Annotated in this window: 18 protein-coding genes, 1 tRNA gene, 2 rRNA genes and 1 pseudogene; 11 read left to right on the top strand and 11 right to left on the bottom strand. The window is 57.4% G+C overall.

Going from position 1 to position 17,864, the window contains the following annotated elements; translation table 11 throughout:
- Positions 1 to 118 precede the first annotated feature (118 nt).
- The 6 genes from fahA to AC2FNN_RS03180 all read left to right on the top strand — a co-directional run bounded on the left by fahA (position 119) and on the right by AC2FNN_RS03180 (position 5,452).
- On the top strand, positions 119 to 1,375 hold the full coding sequence (gene fahA, locus AC2FNN_RS03205) for a fumarylacetoacetase (protein ID WP_496756548.1): 1,257 nt from the start codon (positions 119 to 121) through the stop codon (positions 1,373 to 1,375).
- Positions 1,376 to 1,463: 88 nt separating this feature from the next.
- Positions 1,464 to 2,414 (top strand): MBL fold metallo-hydrolase, encoded by a 951-nt coding sequence (locus AC2FNN_RS03200; protein ID WP_496756546.1) that lies wholly within the window; start codon positions 1,464 to 1,466, stop codon positions 2,412 to 2,414.
- A 134-nt stretch (positions 2,415 to 2,548) separates the two neighbouring features.
- A complete protein-coding gene (locus tag AC2FNN_RS03195) occupies positions 2,549 to 4,159 on the top strand; it encodes an FAD-dependent oxidoreductase (protein ID WP_496756544.1) in 1,611 nt (536 codons plus the stop codon).
- Positions 4,160 to 4,164: 5 nt separating this feature from the next.
- A complete protein-coding gene (locus AC2FNN_RS03190) occupies positions 4,165 to 4,362 on the top strand; it encodes a DUF2783 domain-containing protein (protein WP_496756542.1) in 198 nt (65 codons plus the stop codon).
- Between the two features lie 11 nt (positions 4,363 to 4,373).
- Complete coding sequence (gene maiA / locus AC2FNN_RS03185; RefSeq protein ID WP_496756541.1) at positions 4,374 to 5,012, top strand: maleylacetoacetate isomerase; 639 nt, start codon at positions 4,374 to 4,376, stop codon at positions 5,010 to 5,012.
- Between the two features lie 86 nt (positions 5,013 to 5,098).
- Entirely contained in the window at positions 5,099 to 5,452 is a 354-nt protein-coding gene (locus AC2FNN_RS03180) for a DOPA 4,5-dioxygenase family protein (RefSeq protein ID WP_496756539.1), read from the top strand.
- On the opposite strand, the gene AC2FNN_RS03175 is transcribed toward AC2FNN_RS03180, so the two are convergent.
- Positions 5,431 to 7,059 (bottom strand): acyl-CoA synthetase, encoded by a 1,629-nt coding sequence (locus AC2FNN_RS03175; RefSeq protein ID WP_496756537.1) that lies wholly within the window; start codon positions 7,057 to 7,059, stop codon positions 5,431 to 5,433. The genes AC2FNN_RS03180 and AC2FNN_RS03175 overlap by 22 nt on opposite strands.
- 221 nt (positions 7,060 to 7,280) lie before the next feature.
- Here AC2FNN_RS03175 and AC2FNN_RS03170 point away from each other — a divergent pair, with 221 nt between their 5' ends.
- Positions 7,281 to 8,672 (top strand): aminotransferase family protein, encoded by a 1,392-nt coding sequence (locus AC2FNN_RS03170; protein ID WP_171637665.1) that lies wholly within the window; start codon positions 7,281 to 7,283, stop codon positions 8,670 to 8,672.
- 91 nt (positions 8,673 to 8,763) lie between these two features.
- Here the strand turns inward: AC2FNN_RS03170 and AC2FNN_RS03165 are convergent, their stop codons facing one another.
- The 5 genes from AC2FNN_RS03165 to AC2FNN_RS03145 form a co-directional block, all read right to left on the bottom strand.
- Positions 8,764 to 9,939: a S41 family peptidase gene (locus tag AC2FNN_RS03165; protein ID WP_496756535.1), complete on the bottom strand. Its 1,176-nt coding sequence runs from the start codon at positions 9,937 to 9,939 to the stop codon at positions 8,764 to 8,766.
- Between the two features lie 126 nt (positions 9,940 to 10,065).
- A complete protein-coding gene (gene rplT, locus AC2FNN_RS03160; protein ID WP_152457001.1) occupies positions 10,066 to 10,431 on the bottom strand; it encodes a 50S ribosomal protein L20 in 366 nt (121 codons plus the stop codon).
- A gap of 14 nt (positions 10,432 to 10,445) precedes the next feature.
- Complete coding sequence (rpmI, locus tag AC2FNN_RS03155; RefSeq protein ID WP_010443552.1) at positions 10,446 to 10,646, bottom strand: 50S ribosomal protein L35; 201 nt, start codon at positions 10,644 to 10,646, stop codon at positions 10,446 to 10,448.
- A 184-nt stretch (positions 10,647 to 10,830) separates the two neighbouring features.
- A complete protein-coding gene (locus tag AC2FNN_RS03150) occupies positions 10,831 to 12,381 on the bottom strand; it encodes an alanine/glycine:cation symporter family protein (RefSeq protein ID WP_496756534.1) in 1,551 nt (516 codons plus the stop codon).
- Between the two features lie 13 nt (positions 12,382 to 12,394).
- Positions 12,395 to 12,832 (bottom strand): universal stress protein, encoded by a 438-nt coding sequence (locus tag AC2FNN_RS03145; protein WP_496756533.1) that lies wholly within the window; start codon positions 12,830 to 12,832, stop codon positions 12,395 to 12,397.
- Between the two features lie 198 nt (positions 12,833 to 13,030).
- On the opposite strand from AC2FNN_RS03145, the gene AC2FNN_RS03140 reads away from it, so the two are divergent.
- Positions 13,031 to 13,492 (top strand): Lrp/AsnC family transcriptional regulator, encoded by a 462-nt coding sequence (locus AC2FNN_RS03140; RefSeq protein ID WP_245218193.1) that lies wholly within the window; start codon positions 13,031 to 13,033, stop codon positions 13,490 to 13,492.
- Between the two features lie 12 nt (positions 13,493 to 13,504).
- Here AC2FNN_RS03140 and pyk read toward each other — a convergent pair whose 3' ends face one another.
- The gene (gene pyk / locus AC2FNN_RS03135) at positions 13,505 to 14,950 is read right to left on the bottom strand and encodes a pyruvate kinase (protein ID WP_496756532.1); all 1,446 of its coding nucleotides are present in this window, start codon (positions 14,948 to 14,950) and stop codon (positions 13,505 to 13,507) included.
- A gap of 142 nt (positions 14,951 to 15,092) precedes the next feature.
- Between pyk and AC2FNN_RS03130 the strand changes: the two genes are divergently transcribed.
- The 3 genes from AC2FNN_RS03130 to AC2FNN_RS03120 all read left to right on the top strand — a co-directional run bounded on the left by AC2FNN_RS03130 (position 15,093) and on the right by AC2FNN_RS03120 (position 16,559).
- Complete coding sequence (locus AC2FNN_RS03130; RefSeq protein WP_496756531.1) at positions 15,093 to 15,830, top strand: N-formylglutamate amidohydrolase; 738 nt, start codon at positions 15,093 to 15,095, stop codon at positions 15,828 to 15,830.
- A gap of 87 nt (positions 15,831 to 15,917) precedes the next feature.
- Positions 15,918 to 16,157, top strand: coding sequence for a DUF6868 family protein (locus AC2FNN_RS03125; protein ID WP_496756530.1), 240 nt, complete (start codon positions 15,918 to 15,920; stop codon positions 16,155 to 16,157).
- An 87-nt stretch (positions 16,158 to 16,244) separates the two neighbouring features.
- Positions 16,245 to 16,559: a DUF1244 domain-containing protein gene (locus AC2FNN_RS03120; RefSeq protein ID WP_496756529.1), complete on the top strand. Its 315-nt coding sequence runs from the start codon at positions 16,245 to 16,247 to the stop codon at positions 16,557 to 16,559.
- 104 nt (positions 16,560 to 16,663) lie between these two features.
- Here the strand turns inward: AC2FNN_RS03120 and AC2FNN_RS03115 are convergent.
- From AC2FNN_RS03115 to AC2FNN_RS03100, 4 genes and pseudogenes are all read right to left on the bottom strand, one after another.
- Positions 16,664 to 16,924: pseudogene (locus AC2FNN_RS03115) on the bottom strand (integrase core domain-containing protein); the annotation flags it as partial.
- Positions 16,925 to 17,124: 200 nt separating this feature from the next.
- Positions 17,125 to 17,201: transfer RNA gene (locus AC2FNN_RS03110), tRNA-Met, on the bottom strand.
- Positions 17,202 to 17,322: 121 nt separating this feature from the next.
- A 5S ribosomal RNA gene (rrf, locus tag AC2FNN_RS03105) occupies positions 17,323 to 17,437 on the bottom strand.
- Positions 17,438 to 17,617: 180 nt separating this feature from the next.
- Positions 17,618 to 17,864, bottom strand: a 23S ribosomal RNA gene (locus AC2FNN_RS03100); the annotation flags it as partial.

Raw genomic sequence — 17,864 nt, 5'->3', positions numbered from 1 at the left:
AGTGACGCCTCGTGCATATGATATGCCACAACCGCAAAGGCTTCGTGCTATTGCTATCGCCGTTCCTAAGCTAAATTCCTTCCGAACCTCTTAGAACATAACAAAATAGGGGCAAGATATGCCTTTAATGACTTCATGGGTGGCGTCGGCCAATGACGCGACACATCCGTTCCCACTGAACAATTTGCCTTACGGTGTCTTCTCGACCGAAGGTGATGATCCCCGCTGTGGTGTGGCCATCGGTGACATGATCCTCGACGTCACCGCCGCCGAAGCCGAGGGGTTGATCACCCTGAGCGATGAGCCGCTGTTCGACATGCCGTTCTGGAACCCCCTCATGGAGGAAGGCCCAGCCGTCTGGGCGGCCCTGCGTGAGCGGCTGATCAGCCTGCTCGCCGAGGGTTCAGATGAACAAGCCAAAGTCGAACCGCTGCTTGTCAAACAAGAAGATGCGGAAATGCATCTGCCCTTTGCGGTCAGCGAATACACCGATTTCTACGCAGGCCGACACCATGCCTTCAACGTGGGCACAATGTTCCGGGGGCCGGAAAACGCTTTGCCGCCGAACTGGCTGCACATTCCTATTGGTTACAACGGCCGCGCATCTTCGGTCGTGGTATCAGGCACGGATATTCGCCGCCCCTGGGGTCAGTTGAAGGCCCCCGATCAGGACTTGCCCGCCTTCCTGCCCAGCCGCCGTTTTGACATCGAGCTTGAGATGGGCGCGATTGTCGGAACGCCCTCGGATGGTCCGATCACCGTGCAGGAAGCGGATGACAATATTTTCGGCTACGTGCTTCTGAATGACTGGTCCGCGCGGGACATCCAGGCATGGGAATATCAGCCGCTGGGCCCGTTTCAGGCCAAGGCAACCGCAACCTCAATCAGCCCCTGGATCGTGACCAAAGCGGCGCTCGAGCCGTTCCGCTGCGACACGCCGCCCCGCGAGTTCGCGCTGCTGGATCACCTCAAGGATTGCGACCCGATGCTCTATGACATCGATCTGGCGATCACCATGGCACCTGCCGGGCAACCCGCCACGACGATTGCCCGGACCAATTACAACCAGATGTATTATTCCGCTGCGCAGCAATTGGCGCACCACACCACATCAGGATGCCCGATGAACACGGGCGACCTGCTGGGATCGGGCACGATCTCGGGGCCGACGAAGGACAGCCGCGGTTCGCTTCTGGAACTCAGTTGGGGCGGCAAGGAACCGATCACGCTGGATACCGGCGAAACCCGCAGCTTCATCGAGGACGGCGATACCCTGATGCTGAAAGGTGCTGCCAGGGGCGATGGCTATACGATCGGCTTCGGCGACTGTGTGGGCAAGCTGCTGCCCGCGATCGAGAACCCCTACGAAAGATGACGCACTGATCTTCATCTTTTCCCAAATACTCCCGCCGGAGGCATCCAACCTCTGCCTTCCGCGCAACCGCAAAAAGGACAAAACCAAGATGGCCAAAGCATTCGCGTCCCAGGGGGACATGTCCGAAAAAAAGATCAGCTTCACCGAAGTGGGCGAAGGGCTCTATGCCTTTACCGCCGAAGGCGACCCGAATTCGGGTGTGATCGTCGGCGACGACAGCGTGATGATTGTCGAGGCGCAGGCGACTCCGCGTCTGGCAAACAAGGTGATCGAATGCGTGCGTTCCGTCACCGACAAACCGATCACGCATGTGGCGCTGACCCATTACCACGCAGTACGTGTTCTGGGCGCAAGCGCATTCGGCGCGCAGCAGATCCTGATGTCGGACATGGCCCGCGCCATGGTGGTTGAACGCGGTCAGGAAGACTGGGACAGCGAGTTCCAGCGCTTCCCGCGCCTGTTCGAAGGGCATGAAAGCATCCCCGGCCTGACCTGGCCCACAACCACCTTCAGCGACACGATGACCGTTTATCTGGGCAATCGCCGGATCGACCTGATGCATCTGGGGCGCGCCCATACCGCCGGTGATATCGTCATCCACGTGCCAGACCAGAACGTGATGTTCACCGGCGACATCGTCGAGTATCACTCGGCCTGCTATTGCGGCGACGGGCATTTCAACGACTGGGGCGACACGCTGGACGAGATCAAGTGGTTCGATGTCGACGCCATCGCACCGGGACGCGGCGACGCGCTGGTTGGCAAGGACATGGTGAATGCGGCCATCGAGAACACCCGCGATTTTGTCGAAAGCACCTACCGCCCGGCAGCCAAGGTTGCGGCGCGCGGCGGGTCCCTGAAAGAGGCCTGGGACGCAGTCCGCGCTGAATGCGATCCGAAATTCGCCGACTACGCAATCTATGAGCACTGCCTGCCGTTCAACGTGGCCCGCGCCTATGACGAAGCGCGCGGCATTGACACGCCCCGCATCTGGACCGCCCAGCGCGACCTCGAGATGTGGGAAGCCCTGCAAGGCTGACGAAAAACGGTCGAGTTTGATCCAGATCGTTTTTTGCGGCGGGATTCGATGAAACCATAATCTAAGACCTCCGGCGCCCGTCGCCGGGGGACAGGACATGCAGCACATCGGTGCATCTGTTTCGGGGGGAGCCCATGAACAAGATCTTTGAAACGCCGCTTTACGGATATGAACGCAGTCCGGATCAGGACAGTCCGACGCCCGTCCGGCACAAGGTCATCGTGATCGGTGCGGGGCCGGTTGGTCTGGCCGCCGCCATTGATCTGGCCCAGCAAGGGGTCGAAGTTGTGGTTCTGGACGAGAATGACAAAGTCAGCTTCGGCAGCCGCGCCATCTGTTTTTCTCAGCGCACGCTGGAAATTGCAGACCGGCTGGGTTGCGGCCAGCGATTGGTCGACAAAGGCGTGCTTTGGGACCGGGGTAAGGTCTTTTTCGACGACCGTCAGGTCTATGATTTCAACCTTCAGCCGGACGAAGGTTATGCCAACCCGGCCTTCATCAACTTGCAGCAATACCATTTTGAAAATTTCTTTGTGGAACGCGTGCGCGAGTTGCAGGCAGAAGGCGCGCCGATTGAAATTCGCGGGCGCAACAAAGTTGATGCAATCGGTACGCACGAAGATCACGTTCGGCTGGAGGTCGAAACCCCCGAAGGCCCTTATTCAATTGAGGCTGAATGGCTGATCGCCTGTGATGGCGCGACATCGCCCACGCGGCGGATGCTGGGCATCGATTTCGAAGGGCGTGTTTTCGAAGACAATTTCCTGATCGCGGACGTGATCATGGATGCCGATTTCCCCTCGGAACGCTGGTTCTGGTTTGACCCTCCGTTCAATCGCGGGCAATCCGCGCTTTTGCACAAACAACCCGACAATGTCTGGCGTATTGACCTGCAACTAGGTTGGGACATCGACAAGGAACGCGAAAAGCGCCCCGAGAATGTGATCCCGCGCCTCAAGGCGATGCTGGGCGATGACGTCGAGTTTCAGCTGGAGTGGGTCTCGATCTATACATTCCAGTGCCGTCGCATGGAAAGCTTCCGCAAGAGCCGTGTTTTGTTTGCGGGTGACAGCGCACACCAGGTCAGCCCCTTTGGCGCGCGCGGTGCCAATTCCGGCCTTCAGGACACCGACAACCTGTGCTGGAAACTGAAGCTGGTTCTGGATGGGAAAGCACCTGAAAGTCTGCTGGACAGCTACAACACCGAACGCGTGTACGGGGCGGACGAGAACATCCTGAATTCCAGCCGGTCGACCGATTTCATCACCCCGAAATCCGAGTTATCGCGGATCCTGCGCGATGCGGTACTGGACCTGAGCGAACATTACGACTTCGCCCGCCCGCTGGTGAATTCGGGCCGCCTGAGCCAGCCCTGCACCTATGACGGATCTTCGCTGAATTCTGCGGACGCGCTGAACGGCCCCGCCGGAACGCGACCGGGTTCGGCCTGTCCCGACGCTCCGCTTGGTGACGAGTTTCTGCTGCCCAAGCTTGCAGGCAAGTTCACGCTTTTGACCATCGATGCAGACGCCCCTGATACCCTGGAAGAAGATGGGATCGAAGTCACGCGACTGGCGCTGTCGGTCAAGGATGATATGACGCTGGCCCTCAAACGCCGCTATCTGGGTGACGCGACCAGCGCAGTCTACCTGATCCGCCCGGACCAGCATGTGGCGGCCCGGCGAGACAGTTACGAAGAAAACACCTTCCGGCACGCGATCCGCAGAGCCTGCGGTAAGGAGTAAGCCCCATGTCAGACCTGATCCTAACCCCGAACATCAAAAACGCCGATGACTTCTATGCCGAACTTCTGGCCGCGCATGAGGGCTTGGAAAAAGCAGACAGCGACGCGCTGAATGCGCGGCTGGTACTGGTGCTGGCCAACCACATCGGTGACAGTGCAGTGCTGACGGACGCCCTTCGCGCTGCCGCTTTGACCGACAGTTGACAGGCTCGGACGTGAGCGACGTCGTCCTTTATGACTATTGGCGATCCTCGGCCAGTTACCGGGTGCGGATCGCCCTGAATCTGGCCGGGATCGCGTATCGCCCGGTTGTTGTCGATCTGGTGAACGGCGCACAAAAGGGCGATGAACATATCGCCCGGAACCCGCAGGGCTTTGTGCCGGTTCTGGATATAGACGGGCTGCGGTTGACGCAGTCGCTGGCCATCCTCGACTATCTGGACCGGACCCGGCAGTTGAACCTTCTGCCCGATGATCCGGCGGAACGCGCGCGTGTTCAGGCGCTGGCTTATGCGATTGCGGTCGACATCCATCCGGTCTGCAACCTGTCCGTTGCGCGCTTTGCCACCACCCTGAGCCAAAACGCCCCCGACATGCCCGGCGACTGGATGCGGCATTTCATCAAACCCGGATTGCAGGCGTTTGAAGCCATGCTGGGGGATTTCGAACAGGCTCCCTACTGTGTTGGGTCAAAGCCCGGTCTCGCCGACCTCTGCCTGATCCCGCAAATCTATAACGCACGCCGGTGGCAGGTTGATCTGTCGGATATGCCCCGTCTGCTGCGGGTTGAAGAGGCCTGCGCCGATCACCCGGCCTTTGTCGCGGCGCATCCCGACGCACATGCGCCGGGTTAACATTGCACAGACCCTGTGTGCATGCGCAGCTAGGTTTTCTTCCTTTTAGGCCTTAGCTTTGAGCCAACAAAGCAGATGAGGTTCCTATGCCCGAGATCACCGGCTATCACGCCCATGTCTATTTCGATGCCGACACGCAGGACACCGCGCAACAGGTCTGCGAAGAGGCGGCCCGCCTGTTCCCTGTTCAAATGGGCCGGATGCACGCCAGAAACGTCGGCCCCCACCCGCGCTGGAGCTGCCAGTTGAGCTTTGCGGCTGATGCCTTCGATCAGGTCACTCCGTGGTTGATGCTGAACCGGCGGGGCCTTACCGTTTTCACTCACCCGGAAACCGGCGACCATCTGGCCGATCATCGCGATCGCGCGATTTGGATGGGTGAAATGCTGGATCTGGACCTGTCGATCTTTGACACGCTTCAGCCCAGCGCCCGCGCCTGATCCCGCAAAACGAATTTCTGCACCTTGCCGGTTGAAGTCTTCGGCAGGGTACCAAACACCACGGTCTTGGGCGCTTTGAAATGGGCCATGTTGTCCCGGCAAAAGGCAATCAGCTCTGCCTCGGTCGCGGTTGAATCAGGCTTCAGCTCGACAAAGGCACAGGGGGTTTCGCCCCATTTCTCGTCTGGCCGGGCCACAACCGCCGCTTCCATAACCGCCGGGTGTTTGTAGAGGATGCCTTCGACCTCGACGGAGGAGATGTTCTCGCCGCCTGAAATGATGATGTCCTTGGACCGGTCTTTGAGCGCGATATAGCCGTCCGGATGCATGACGCCCAAATCGCCGGATGCAAACCAGCCGCCCTTGAAGGCCCCATCGGTGGCATCAGGGTTCTTGAGATACCCTTTCATCACCACATTGCCCTGCATAAAGATCTCACCCATGGTTTCGCCGTCCGCGGGCACGGGTTCCATCGTTTCGGGATCGGCCACCATCAGGCCAGACAGCGCGGTATACCGCACGCCCTGCCTTACTTTCAGGGCAGCACGGTCTTCGGGCCCTTTGCTGTTCCATTCGTCTTTCCATGCGCAGACAACCGAAGGCCCATAGGTTTCGGTCAGGCCATAGACATGCGTGACCTCGACACCCATCGCCTCCATCGCTTCGATCACGGCCGCAGGCGGCGGGGCACCTGCCGTCATCACCTTGATCTGATGGTCAAAGTCTTTCAGTTCATCCGGCGCGTGGGCCAGCATGTTCAAAACGATGGGAGCGCCACAGAAATGGGTGACCTTCTCGTCGCGGAATGCCGCATAGATCGGCTCGGCGCGCACGGCGCGCAGACAGACGGACACGCCCGCATTGGCTGCCATGGCCCAGGGGAAGCACCAGCCATTGCAGTGAAACATCGGCAAGGTCCACAGATAGATCGAATGCTTGGGCATATCCCAGTCCAGCAAATCCGATTGTGCATTCAGGGTGGCGCCGCGGTGGTGATAAACCACGCCCTTGGGATTGCCCGTTGTGCCAGACGTATAGTTCAGCGTGATCGCGTCCCATTCATCCTCGGGCAGTGACCAGTCAAAACCCGGGTCTCCCTCTGAAATCAGGGCGTCATATGTCAGACTGCCAAGCCTTTCACCGCCTTCAAAGCTGGGATCCTCGATGTCGATTACCAGAATATCATGATCAACCTGCTCCAGCGCCTCTTTCACGACGCCGGAAAACTCGGGGTCAACCAACAACGCCTTGGTTTCGGCGTGGTTCAGGATGAAAGCGACTATCGGAGCATCCAGACGCGTGTTGATGGCGTTCAATACGGCACCGGCCATGGGCACACCAAAATGCGCTTCGTACATTTCGGGGATGTTTGCGGCGATAATTGATACGGTATCACCCTTTCCGATACCCCGCGCATTCAGGGCACCTGCCAGCAGGCGGCATCGGGCATAGGTTTCAGCCCAGGTATAACGCCGCTTGCCATAAACGACCGACGGGTAATCGGGATAAACCTGCGCCGTGCGCTCAATGAACGAGAGGGGCGACAAGGGTGTGTAATTCGCCCGGCATTTGTCCAAATGACGCTCATAGATATTGGTCGCTGCCAACTGCTGATCCTCCCTGCACTCGGTTTGCGCGACTTGAGCACAAACTTGGTGCTCTGACAAATCCGTAGTATTACGGTACCCTTATTGACTGGCAATACGGGATGGTGCGATCTGGCCCTACTTAGATCCGGCCATTCGCGGTGATCTGAAGTATCTTAAACATATGCCGGGGCACGCCATTTCCGCACCCCGTGCACCGCACCTCACTGAAAGGACTTGTCATGGACGGCACGTTCAACGAAAACGATCTTTCCCGCGTGGTCGAAGCCGACCGCGCCCATATCTGGCACCATCTGATTCAGCATAAACCCTTTGAAACCAATGATCCCCGCATCATTGTCGAAGGCAAAGGCATGCGCGTCTGGGACCAGAAAGGCAAAGAGCATCTGGATGCGGTTTCCGGCGGCGTCTGGACTGTCAACGTCGGTTATGGCCGCGAATCGATTTGCAAGGCCGTTTACGACCAGCTGATGAAACTGTGCTATTTCGCCAATACCGCAGGCTCGATCCCCGGTTCCATCTTCGCGGAAAAACTGATCGACAAGATGCCCGGCATGAGCCGCGTGTACTACACCAACTCGGGCTCTGAAGCGAACGAGAAGGCGTTCAAGATGGTGCGCCAGATCGCGCACAAGAAGTACGGCGGCAAGAAAACCAAGATCCTGTATCGCGACCGCGACTATCACGGCTCGACTCTGGCGACGATGTCGGCTGGCGGTCAGGACGAGCGCACCGCACAATACGGACCGTTCGCACCTGATTTCGTGCGCGTGCCCCACTGCATGGAATATCGCAAGCACGAGCTGGACGGCGCCCCCGAAGAGAACTTTGGCGAATGGGCCGCAGATCAGATCGAACAGGTCATCCTGCGCGAAGGCCCCGACACCGTCGGCGCGCTGTGCCTTGAGCCAGTGACCGCAGGTGGCGGCGTGATCGAAGCGCCCGAAGGTTACTGGCAGCGCGTGCAGGAGATCTGCAAGAAATACGACGTGCTGCTTCATATCGACGAGGTTGTCTGCGGCGTGGGCCGCACCGGCACATGGTTCGGTTATCAGCAATACGGCATCAAGCCGGATTTCGTGACCATGGCCAAGGGCGTGGCCTCGGGCTATGCTGCGATTGCTTGCATGGTCACCACCGAGGAAGTCTTTGACATGTTCAAGGATGATGCCTCGGACCCGATGAGCTATTTCCGCGACATCTCGACCTTTGGTGGATGCACTGCCGGTCCGGCGGCTGCGATCGAAAACATGCGCATCATCGAGGATGAAAACCTGCTGGGCAATTGCGCGGCCATGGGTGACCGCATGATGGGCAACCTTCAGGCGCTGATGGAAAAGCACAAGGTCATCGGCGATGTGCGCGGCAAGGGCCTGTTCCTGGGTGCCGAGCTGGTCGCAGACCGTGGTTCTAAAGAACCTGTGGACGAGAAACTGGCGCAGGCGGTTGTGGCCGACTGTATGAACCAGGGCGTGATCATCGGCGTAACAAACCGCTCGATCCCAAGCCGCAACAACACGCTGTGCTTCTCGCCCGCCCTGATCGCGACAGCAGATGACATCGACCAGATCACCGACGCGGTCGATGGCGCGCTGGGGCGTGTATTCGGGTAAGTTACCTTAACGGAACCTATGAAAACCGGCGCTAAAATGCGCCGGTTTTTGTCGCTCGCGTGGCATCTATGCGGGCTTTCCTGCCATTCGTCTAATTTCTCAGACTTCTGAGAATTCGTTGATAGAACGCGCCATGTGCATCTTCAGCCGCAGGTTCTGCGATCCACTCCCAATCCAAATCCAGTGTTCCGGCCGGGACTAGTTGCCGCGCGATCTCGGCCGGTGTGGTTTCATCGCTGGTTCCGTTCTCCCAATCGTGAAAAGCCGATGAGTATCGAACGACCGCCCCGCTGGTCGGCAAATCGAGCGAACCTCCCTCGGCAAAAAACGTCGACCCGTCACCCATTTCTTCCCCTATGAGCTTGAGCCTAGGTCCCAAACGATGTTTGAGGATGGCGACAAAAACTATCGCAGCGGAGAACGTGAATTTATCGACAAGCACAACAACCTGCCTGCTTGCGTTTTCAGAGATGGCATCAATCAAGGGCATCGTTTTAAGAAAGTCGCCACCGGTGTTTCCGCGAATGTCAATCAAGAGTGTTTTTTCCGAGCAAACGCTTACTTGTTCTGCTGCACCTGAGATGGCTTTCGGCAACGCACCTTCGCCTGGATCGAAAAAACTGGGCAACAATATCGAAAGCCCGAGTCCCCGCCAGTCCTGAGTCTCCACAAGTCTCTCGGGTGTCCAAGCCGGATCAGCCCGGCCATGCTCGTTTCGCGGGTAGAGCGTTGATGCAGGAACCGTATGACCGTTTTCCACTTTGAATTCGGATATCTGACCGTTCTCGTCTTGCACGCGATACTCGGTCGTTTCGTCTTTTGAGGAAAAACCGAGACGAGCCAAAGCATAGGGCCAAACGAGAAGAATCGATCCGATTACCCGTTTCCTTTGGCGCGTTCCCGCCAGAAATGTTTCTGAGGCGGCTTCGATTTGGCTTAACGGTGTGCCGTTGACTGCAACCAGCTTTCCTCGGGGCGCAGTTGTTTCTAGTGCCGCGCCAACTAACTGGAAGGCGGTTCCGATGCTCACGAACCTCAGCGGGAGCACCGAGATGGCATCGTTCGGAATCAGCCGTGTGTGCCCGTTGTCGGGAAGTGCCAGTAGGCGCATTGTTGAAAACAGAAAGGCCTCTTTAAGACCCTCTGAAGCGTATCTTCGGGTATCACGAATGCAACTGTCTATCGCCGTCTGTTCGATCCGTCGAAAGCTGGGATCGCGTGGCAAGGCAGTTTCTAAAACTTGCTCAAAGTCTTGTGTCAGCGACATAGTTTACGGTGCGCACAACTGCTGGACGATGTCCAGACTGCGCTCAACACCGACGTCCATTCTATGGAAAACAAAAAAGCCGCCCCAACCGGGACGGCCTTTCTTTCACTGTCTCTTTTCAGAGGATCAGGCAGTCAGAGCGGCCTGAGCTTTGGCGACGATCGCGCCGAACGCTTCCGGTTCGTGCACGGCCAGGTCGGCCAGAACTTTGCGGTCCACTTCGATACCGGCCAGGTTCAGGCCGTTGATGAAGCGGGAATATGTCAGTGCCTCGTCATGCGAACGCACAGCAGCGTTGATACGCTGGATCCACAGCGCGCGGAAGTTGCGCTTGCGGTTCTTGCGGTCGCGGGTTGCATACTGGTTGGCCTTGTCGACGGCCTGACGGGCAACCTTGAAGGTGCTCTTGCGGCGGCCATAGTAACCTTTGGCAGCCTTGATGACCTTCTTGTGACGGGCGTGAGTTACGGTTCCACCTTTAACGCGGGACATCTCTTAATCTCCTCTTAGCGGTCGTAGGGCATGTAGCCCTTGACGATCTTGGCGTCGGGGGCGGACAGGGTGGTGTTGCCACGGGCGTCGCGGATGAATTTCTTGGTCCGCTTGATCATGCCGTGCCGTTTGCCGGCCTGGCCAGCAAGGACCTTACCGGTCGCAGTCACCTTGAAGCGCTTTTTGGCGCTCGACTTGGTCTTCATCTTAGGCATTTCCGTCTCCTTTTTTCGGGTTCGGTTTCAGACGCGACTCGGCATGCCATCTCGGCCGGTCACGCGATCAGAAGCGCCGTTTACGCAAGTTCGGTCATACTGGCAAGGGGGTTTGGATCAGATTCTGCGCTTTTTGCCGGCTGATCGGGCACTGGGGCGACATAGGCCGCCCCAGTGATTGGGTTTAGTGTTCGAATTTCCGGATTTCACCGGTTTTCAGGCGCTCGGAATACGAGGCCAGTTCCTGACGCACCACTTTCATCAGGAAGTAGAGCGCAAAGACGTTGACCACCGCCATAGCAAAGATCGCCGCATCCGAGAAGTCGATGACCGGGCCAAGGTTGGCTGCGGCGCCGATGACGACGAAGATGCAGAAGATGACCTTGAAGATCAGCTCTTTGGTGTGGCCTTCGCCGAACAGGTAGGTCCAGGCTTTGAGACCATAATAGGACCAGCTGATCATCGTCGAGAAGGCAAACAGGATCACCGCAACCGCCAGGATATACGGGAAGAAACTGAACGCGCTGCCGAAGGCGGCAGAGGTCAGGCTGACACCCGAGTTGCCGTCAACAGTGGCAATCGCCGTACCGGTCTCATTCAGCATGTAGTTTCCGGTTTCCGGATCGATGATCAATTGCTGGGTGATGATGATGACCAGAGCGGTCATTGTGCAGATCACCACGGTGTCGATGAACGGTTCCAGCAAGGAAACGAAGCCTTCGGTGATCGGTTCCTTGGTCCGAACTGCCGAGTGCGCAATCGCTGCCGAGCCAACACCCGCTTCGTTCGAAAACGCCGCACGTTTGAAACCCTGGATCAGCGCCCCGACCATGCCGCCTGCAACCCCCAGACCGGTGAAGGCGCCGGCGAAGATCTGACCAAAGGCCCAGCCGATCATATCCGCATTCATCAAGATGATGACCAATGCCGTCAGAACGTAGAGAATGCCCATGAACGGTACGACCTTTTCAGTCACCCGTGCGATAGACTTCAGGCCGCCAACGATGACCATGAAAACAACCGCTGCGAAGACCAACCCGGTAATCCAACCCGGATAGTCACCTACGATGCCCGCGATCTGCTGATGCGCCTGATTGGCCTGGAACATGTTGCCCCCACCCAGCGCGCCAAGGATACAGAAGATCGAGAACAAAACCGCAAGGATCTTGCCACCCGGCAAGCCCAGTTCGTTGAACCCTTTGGACATATAGTACATCGGGCCACCCGAAACGGTGCCGTCTTCGTACTCGTTGCGGTATTTCACGCCCAGCGTACATTCGGTGAATTTCGACGCCATCCCCAGAAGACCGGCCAGGATCATCCAGAAGGTTGCGCCCGGTCCGCCGATGCCGACGGCGACGGCGACACCCGCGATATTCCCCAGACCGACTGTACCGGACAGCGCCGTGGCCAGAGCCTGAAAATGGCTGACCTCGCCTGCATCATTGGGGTCGGAATAGTCACCTTTGACAAGACTGATTGCGTGGCCGAAGAACCGCATCTGCACAAAAGCAAAATACAGCGTGAAGACCGTCGCAGCGATCACCAGCCACATCACGATCCACGGGAAGCTGGTCCCGGGGAATGGTGCGAAGATGAAGCTGACGAATGGGCCGGTCAGTTCGGCGAAAGTCTGGTTGATTTTTTCATCAAGCCCCGGAGCTTCTTGTGCAACGGCAGGGCTGGCGACAATGGCGGCTGCCATCGAGGCGCCGAGTTGTTTGAGCATTCTCATTTTGTCCCTCCCTTCAGTTCACAACCGTGACCGGAACTTCGGCATGCATCACAAGGTTCTGGGTCGAGCTGCCGAAGATACGTTTCTTGATCCCGTCCGCCGAAGACCGGCCAACAACGATCTGCGAACCGCCCATTCCCGTTGTGATGGCGTTCAAGGTCTCGGCCACATCGCCATGGCGAACAACACCCTGCGCTTGAAAACCAGCCTCTCTGAGGGCCTCAACGGCAGGTGTCACGATACGCGACGTTGCCAGATCAATCTCTTCCTCCCTTCGCTTGTGACGCTGTGCGTTTTCTTCCGGTGTCTGAAAGGTGTAAGGGGACCATTCGATCACATAAGCAACCACCAGTTCACACGACCCGATCAACTTTGCCAAATCCTTGGCAAAGGCAATCACGCGCTCACCGGCCTCTGTCCCGTCGAGTCCTATGACAATCTTTGTTGTCATGTCGTTCCTCCATTATTTTTCATTTGGCCGAGGCCCGTGCCCCCGGCAGGGCAGCCGGAACTTGGAACTTTCAATAAGACCGCCCTTTGATAAGTATCAGGAATTTTCACTAGGGATTGGGGATTTTTTTGGTCTATATTCAGTGGAAATTGTCGTTCCACACTAAAAAAACAGGAAGATTTACTGATTAGTAGAGAATTGGACAATATCGATCAACGCATCCTGCACGAGCTTGAGGCCAATGGCCGGCTCTCAATAGTTGAGCTTGCGGCGCGCGTTAACCTTACAAACACGCCCTGTTCCGAGCGTGTGAAACGGTTGGAAAAGAACGGCTATATCAAGGGCTACAGCGCCATCGTCGACAAAGAGAGAATGGGGCTGGCCCTTCTGACTGTCGTTCAGGTATCGCTGACCGCAACGGCCGAACAATCCCTGGAAAAATTCAACGAGGCCGTACGCGATGTGCCGGAAATCGAAAGCTGCCTGATGGTGGCAGGGTCGTTCGATTACCTGCTGACTGTCCGCACCCGCGATATCGCGCATTTCCGGATGATACTGGGCGAGAAAATCAACAAGCTGCCCGGGATTCACCAAACCAGCTCTTTCACGGTCATGGAGGCCGTGAAAGAGCCCGTTGGCCAACGGGTGTCCGGGCTTTGATACCCGTTCTGATTATTCGGGATCCGTGCTGTAGATCAGTCGCTCATCACAAGGCGCCACGCGCAGAATGTTGGTGGTACCCGGTACGTTGAACGGCACCCCGGCGGTGACAACGATCTGGTCGGTTTCAGTTGCAAAGCCCCCTGCCCTTGCGGCGCGCGCTGCGTTTACAACCGCGCTTTTGAACCGTTCAAGCTCGGGCGTCATGACGCAGTTGCAACCCCAGCTCAGGCAGAGTCTGCGCGCCGTTCCCATCAGCGATGTCATCGCGATAATCGGAACACCGGGACGTTCGCGCGCGGTCAATGCGGCTGTCGTGCCACTTTGCGTAAAGCAGCAGATCGCCTTGATATCGGTTTTCTCGGCTATTTCACGCGCGGCGGCAACGATCCCGTCCGCAACGGTGGTTCCTTTGGCGGTACGCGAGGCCGCGATGATCTGCGTATATGTCGGGTCGGCTTCGACTTCGATGGCCACCTTGTTCATCGTCTGCACCGCTTCGATGGGATAGGCACCGGCTGCCGATTCCGCGCTGAGCATGATGGCATCGGTGCCTTCGTAGATCGCGGTCGCAACATCCGACACTTCGGCACGGGTCGGCATCGGGCTTTCGATCATGCTTTCCAGCATCTGTGTGGCGACGATGACGGGCTTGGCTGCCCCGCGGCATTTACGGACCAGTCGTTTCTGGATCGGCGGCACGGCAGACACGGGCAGTTCCACACCCAGGTCGCCGCGTGCCACCATGATCCCGTCCGACGCATCAAGGATGTCGTCAAACGCCTCAACTGCCGCAGGTTTTTCTATCTTGGACAGGATCGCTGCGCGGCCATCCGCAAGCGCGCGAGCCTCGAAAACGTCCTTGGCGCGCTGCACGAAGCTTAGCGCCAACCAGTCCACGCCCAGTTGGCAGACAAACTCCAGATCATCTCGGTCCTTGGCCGACAAAGCCGCCAGCGGCAACACCACATCAGGAACGTTGACGCCCTTGCGGTTCGAGATCGTACCACCCACCTCGACCGTGCAATTTGCAAAATCCTGCCCGCAGTCCTGAACGATCAGTCGGATCTTGCCGTCATTCACCAGCAGACGCGCACCCGGCTCAAGCGCCGCAAAAATCTCGGGATGCGGCAGGCAGACCCGGTTGATGTCGCCCGCCGCAGGGTCGAGGTCGAGACGGAAAGACGCACCTTCTTCCAGCTCCTCGGCCTCATTCGCAAAGACACCAACGCGAAGCTTGGGGCCCTGAAGGTCGGCAAGAATGGCAATCGGGCTGTCCAGATCCTTTTCCACCTGCCGAATGATCTTGTGCCGTTCGCGGATCTCATCATGGCTGCCATGGCTCATGTTCAGACGAAAGACATCCGCGCCAGCCTCGTGCAGGGCACGAATCGTGTCATAGTCATTTGACGCTGGCCCCAGCGTCGCCACGATTTTCACATTTCTCAGGCGTCGCATTGGCATAGACCTCCTTACGTCATCTCAAGTTTGCAGATCAGCTTTCGCAAAATGTTACCGCAAACATCATTTCGATGCTTATTGCGCAATTCCCTTTCCAAAGCAACTGCCCTACACCTGCGGCAAACAAGATGACAGGCTCATGACATACAACCCGTTTTTCGTCCACGGTGCGGATCGCCCGTCTCGCTGGCTGATTACATGCGACCATGCAACCAACACTGTTCCCCCAGACGTAAATGGCGGCGACCTCGGTCTGCCGCGCGAGGATATGGAACGCCACATCGCCTATGATGTGGGCGCTTATGAGGTGTCGAAACACTTGGGCGAGATCCTGAACGCGCCGGTGATTGCCGCCAACTTCTCGCGGTTGGTCATCGACCCAAACCGGGGTGAAGACGATCCCACGCTGTTGATGAAGCTCTATGACGGGTCAATCATCCCCGGAAATCGCCATGCAGATGAAGACGAACGCGAGCGCCGCCTGAATATGTGCTACCGCCCTTACCACGAGGCATTGGCACGAATGGCGGCCCTGCCCCATGCGGTGATCGTTTCGATGCATTCCTTCACCCGCCAGCTGCGCGGTCGTGAGCCGCGCCCATGGCATATTGGCGTGCTGCACACCTTGGACGAGCGGTTCTCTGGCCCGCTGATCGAAAGGCTTCGCGCCGAGGATGATCTGTGCGTTGGCGTCAACGAGCCGTATACCGGAATATTGCCGGGGGATGCGATTGACAAACATTGTACCGCGTTCGGACGCCCCAACGCACTGATCGAGCTGCGCAACGACTTGATCGCAGACCATACGGGGCAAAGGGAATGGGCCGAGAGATTGGCTCCGATCCTGCAAGATGCATTGGCAGCAAGCGACCTTTGACCGCAAGTCTTTCGCGTGCTTTGCCGCGCATCTCGCTGTTGTGAGCAAGGCCTTCATTCCCCATATAAACTGGGAAAGGGGGTCATCATGACACAAGAGTTTTTGACAACGTTTTTTGGTTGGATGGCCGTGCTCAATATCGCGGTGCTTCTTTTTACCACCCTGATGGTTCTGCTTTTGCAGGATTGGATTGCCGGCATTCACGGCAGGATGTTTCGGATGGAACGCCCCGATGTGAAACGCGCCTATTTCAGGTATCTTGCGAACTACAAAATCCTGACGCTGGTTTTCTGCATCGTGCCGTGGCTGGCCTTGAAACTGATTTGAAAAGGCGCGTAGGTGCGTCCGTTTCTTGTAACGGGTCGACTGGATTGTTAGGTCAGAAGCAACTCAATCGCCATCCGGAGCCAGATCATGGACAAGCAAACCGAAATTGAACTTCAGGCTGCCGCTTTTCGCCGGTTGCAAAAGCACCTGATGGAAGACCGCACGGACGTTCAGAACATCGACATGATGAACCTCGCCGGGTTTTGTCGCAACTGCCTGTCGCGCTGGTTTCAGGAAGCGGCAAACGAAAAGGGAATCGAACTGGGCAAGGATGAAGCGCGTGAGATTTTCTACGGCATGACGATGGATGAATGGAAATCGAAATATCAAACCGAGGCCAGCCCCGAGAAACAGGCCGCCTTCAAGGTTGCGTTCGAAGAAAACGTCGGCACGAAGGACTGACAGCGCAGAGCTCATGAGATGGGCCCCAAGTTTCCTCCACGTGGCGGGGAGCTCTTGGGTTTTGTTTGATGGCCTTACGCGGCCATTTTGTCGATCGTCCTTTTCTCAGCAAATTCTCTTGGCGTCAGGTTTCCGAGCGCCGAATGTGGTCTGTTGGTTTTGTAGTCCTCCTGCCATTCTTCCTAGGTTGATCTGGCTTTGGCCAACGCGCTGAATTGCGTTTCATTCAGGCAGTCGTCGCGCAGCTTGCCGTTGAAGCTTTCGATGAATACGGTCTGGGTTGGTTTTCCCGGCGCTTTGTAAGGCCAGTCGATTCCGGCGCCCTGGATCCACCGCAGGATGGCCATGCTGGTGAACTCTATGCCCAAGTGGCAGAAGGTTGGGTATCAGAGCAATGGCAGAGCGAGCGACGAACTGCACGAGCTGCTGGATCGAGTTGTTGTCTCATACGATCATGATGCGAAGAACCATGTCTTGGATATGCAGGGCAATCTGATCGCCATGCTTAGAAAAGCAAAACCCGCCGATGAGGCGGGCCTTGATTCCGACGGCTGTTCGCTAAAGTTGGTTGCGGGAGTAGGATTTGAACCTACGACCTTCAGGTTATGAGCCTGACGAGCTACCGGGCTGCTCCATCCCGCGACATTTTGCGTTGGCCTATCGCTTACGCTGCTTGAGGCCTAGCGTTGGTCTACCGCCTATTCGGCTACTTGAGACCGGGTAGTGTTCTTTTCATCGTGTTAGAGAGGGGGGATTTTACTAGGTTTGGCGGTGACCTACTCTCCCGGGGCTTAAGCCCAAGTACCATTGGCGCGGCAGTGCTTAACTTCCGGGTTCGGGATGGGACCGGGTGTTTCACTTGCGCTATGACCACCAAACCGAGGAAAATCCCCGTCGCGGCTTTTGCGGAGCAAAAGCGCGACGCGCAGGAGGCAGCGTATTCGCGAAGCGGATGCGCGGTCCTGCACGGTTGTGCTTTCAATCAACAGTGTCGCTTGGCGCGACACAGCTATCCAATTCAAGGTGTATGTTTTTGATTTGTCTTTCTGTTACTGGATCAAATCAAGCCTATCGGGCGATTAGTACCGGTCAACTGAACGCATTGCTGCGCTTACATCTCCGGCCTATTGACGTGGTGGTCTTCCACGGCCCTCAGGGAGACCTTGTTTTGAGGGGGGCTTCCCGCTTAGATGCCTTCAGCGGTTATCCTGTCCGATCATAGCTACCCAGCACTGCCGTTGGCACGACAACTGGTCCACCAGTGGATCGTTCACCCCGGTCCTCTCGTACTAGGGGCAACTCCTC

It is taken from the genome of Ruegeria sp. BHSA118 (assembly GCF_059613405.1).
Note: the sequence above shows the minus strand (reverse complement) of the source record. Positions and strands in the feature narration are given on the sequence as shown.

Coding starts and splice junctions, on each gene's coding strand:
- fahA (WP_496756548.1), top strand. CDS start 119: ATGCCTTTAATGACTTCATGGGTGGCGTCGGCCAATGACGCGACACAT.
- AC2FNN_RS03200 (WP_496756546.1), top strand. CDS start 1,464: ATGGCCAAAGCATTCGCGTCCCAGGGGGACATGTCCGAAAAAAAGATC.
- AC2FNN_RS03195 (WP_496756544.1), top strand. CDS start 2,549: ATGAACAAGATCTTTGAAACGCCGCTTTACGGATATGAACGCAGTCCG.
- AC2FNN_RS03190 (WP_496756542.1), top strand. CDS start 4,165: ATGTCAGACCTGATCCTAACCCCGAACATCAAAAACGCCGATGACTTC.
- AC2FNN_RS03180 (WP_496756539.1), top strand. CDS start 5,099: ATGCCCGAGATCACCGGCTATCACGCCCATGTCTATTTCGATGCCGAC.
- AC2FNN_RS03170 (WP_171637665.1), top strand. CDS start 7,281: ATGGACGGCACGTTCAACGAAAACGATCTTTCCCGCGTGGTCGAAGCC.
- AC2FNN_RS03165 (WP_496756535.1), bottom strand. CDS start 9,939: ATGTCGCTGACACAAGACTTTGAGCAAGTTTTAGAAACTGCCTTGCCA.
- rplT (WP_152457001.1), bottom strand. CDS start 10,431: ATGTCCCGCGTTAAAGGTGGAACCGTAACTCACGCCCGTCACAAGAAG.
- rpmI (WP_010443552.1), bottom strand. CDS start 10,646: ATGCCTAAGATGAAGACCAAGTCGAGCGCCAAAAAGCGCTTCAAGGTG.
- AC2FNN_RS03150 (WP_496756534.1), bottom strand. CDS start 12,381: ATGAGAATGCTCAAACAACTCGGCGCCTCGATGGCAGCCGCCATTGTC.
- AC2FNN_RS03145 (WP_496756533.1), bottom strand. CDS start 12,832: ATGACAACAAAGATTGTCATAGGACTCGACGGGACAGAGGCCGGTGAG.
- pyk (WP_496756532.1), bottom strand. CDS start 14,950: ATGCGACGCCTGAGAAATGTGAAAATCGTGGCGACGCTGGGGCCAGCG.
- AC2FNN_RS03130 (WP_496756531.1), top strand. CDS start 15,093: ATGACATACAACCCGTTTTTCGTCCACGGTGCGGATCGCCCGTCTCGC.
- AC2FNN_RS03125 (WP_496756530.1), top strand. CDS start 15,918: ATGACACAAGAGTTTTTGACAACGTTTTTTGGTTGGATGGCCGTGCTC.
- AC2FNN_RS03120 (WP_496756529.1), top strand. CDS start 16,245: ATGGACAAGCAAACCGAAATTGAACTTCAGGCTGCCGCTTTTCGCCGG.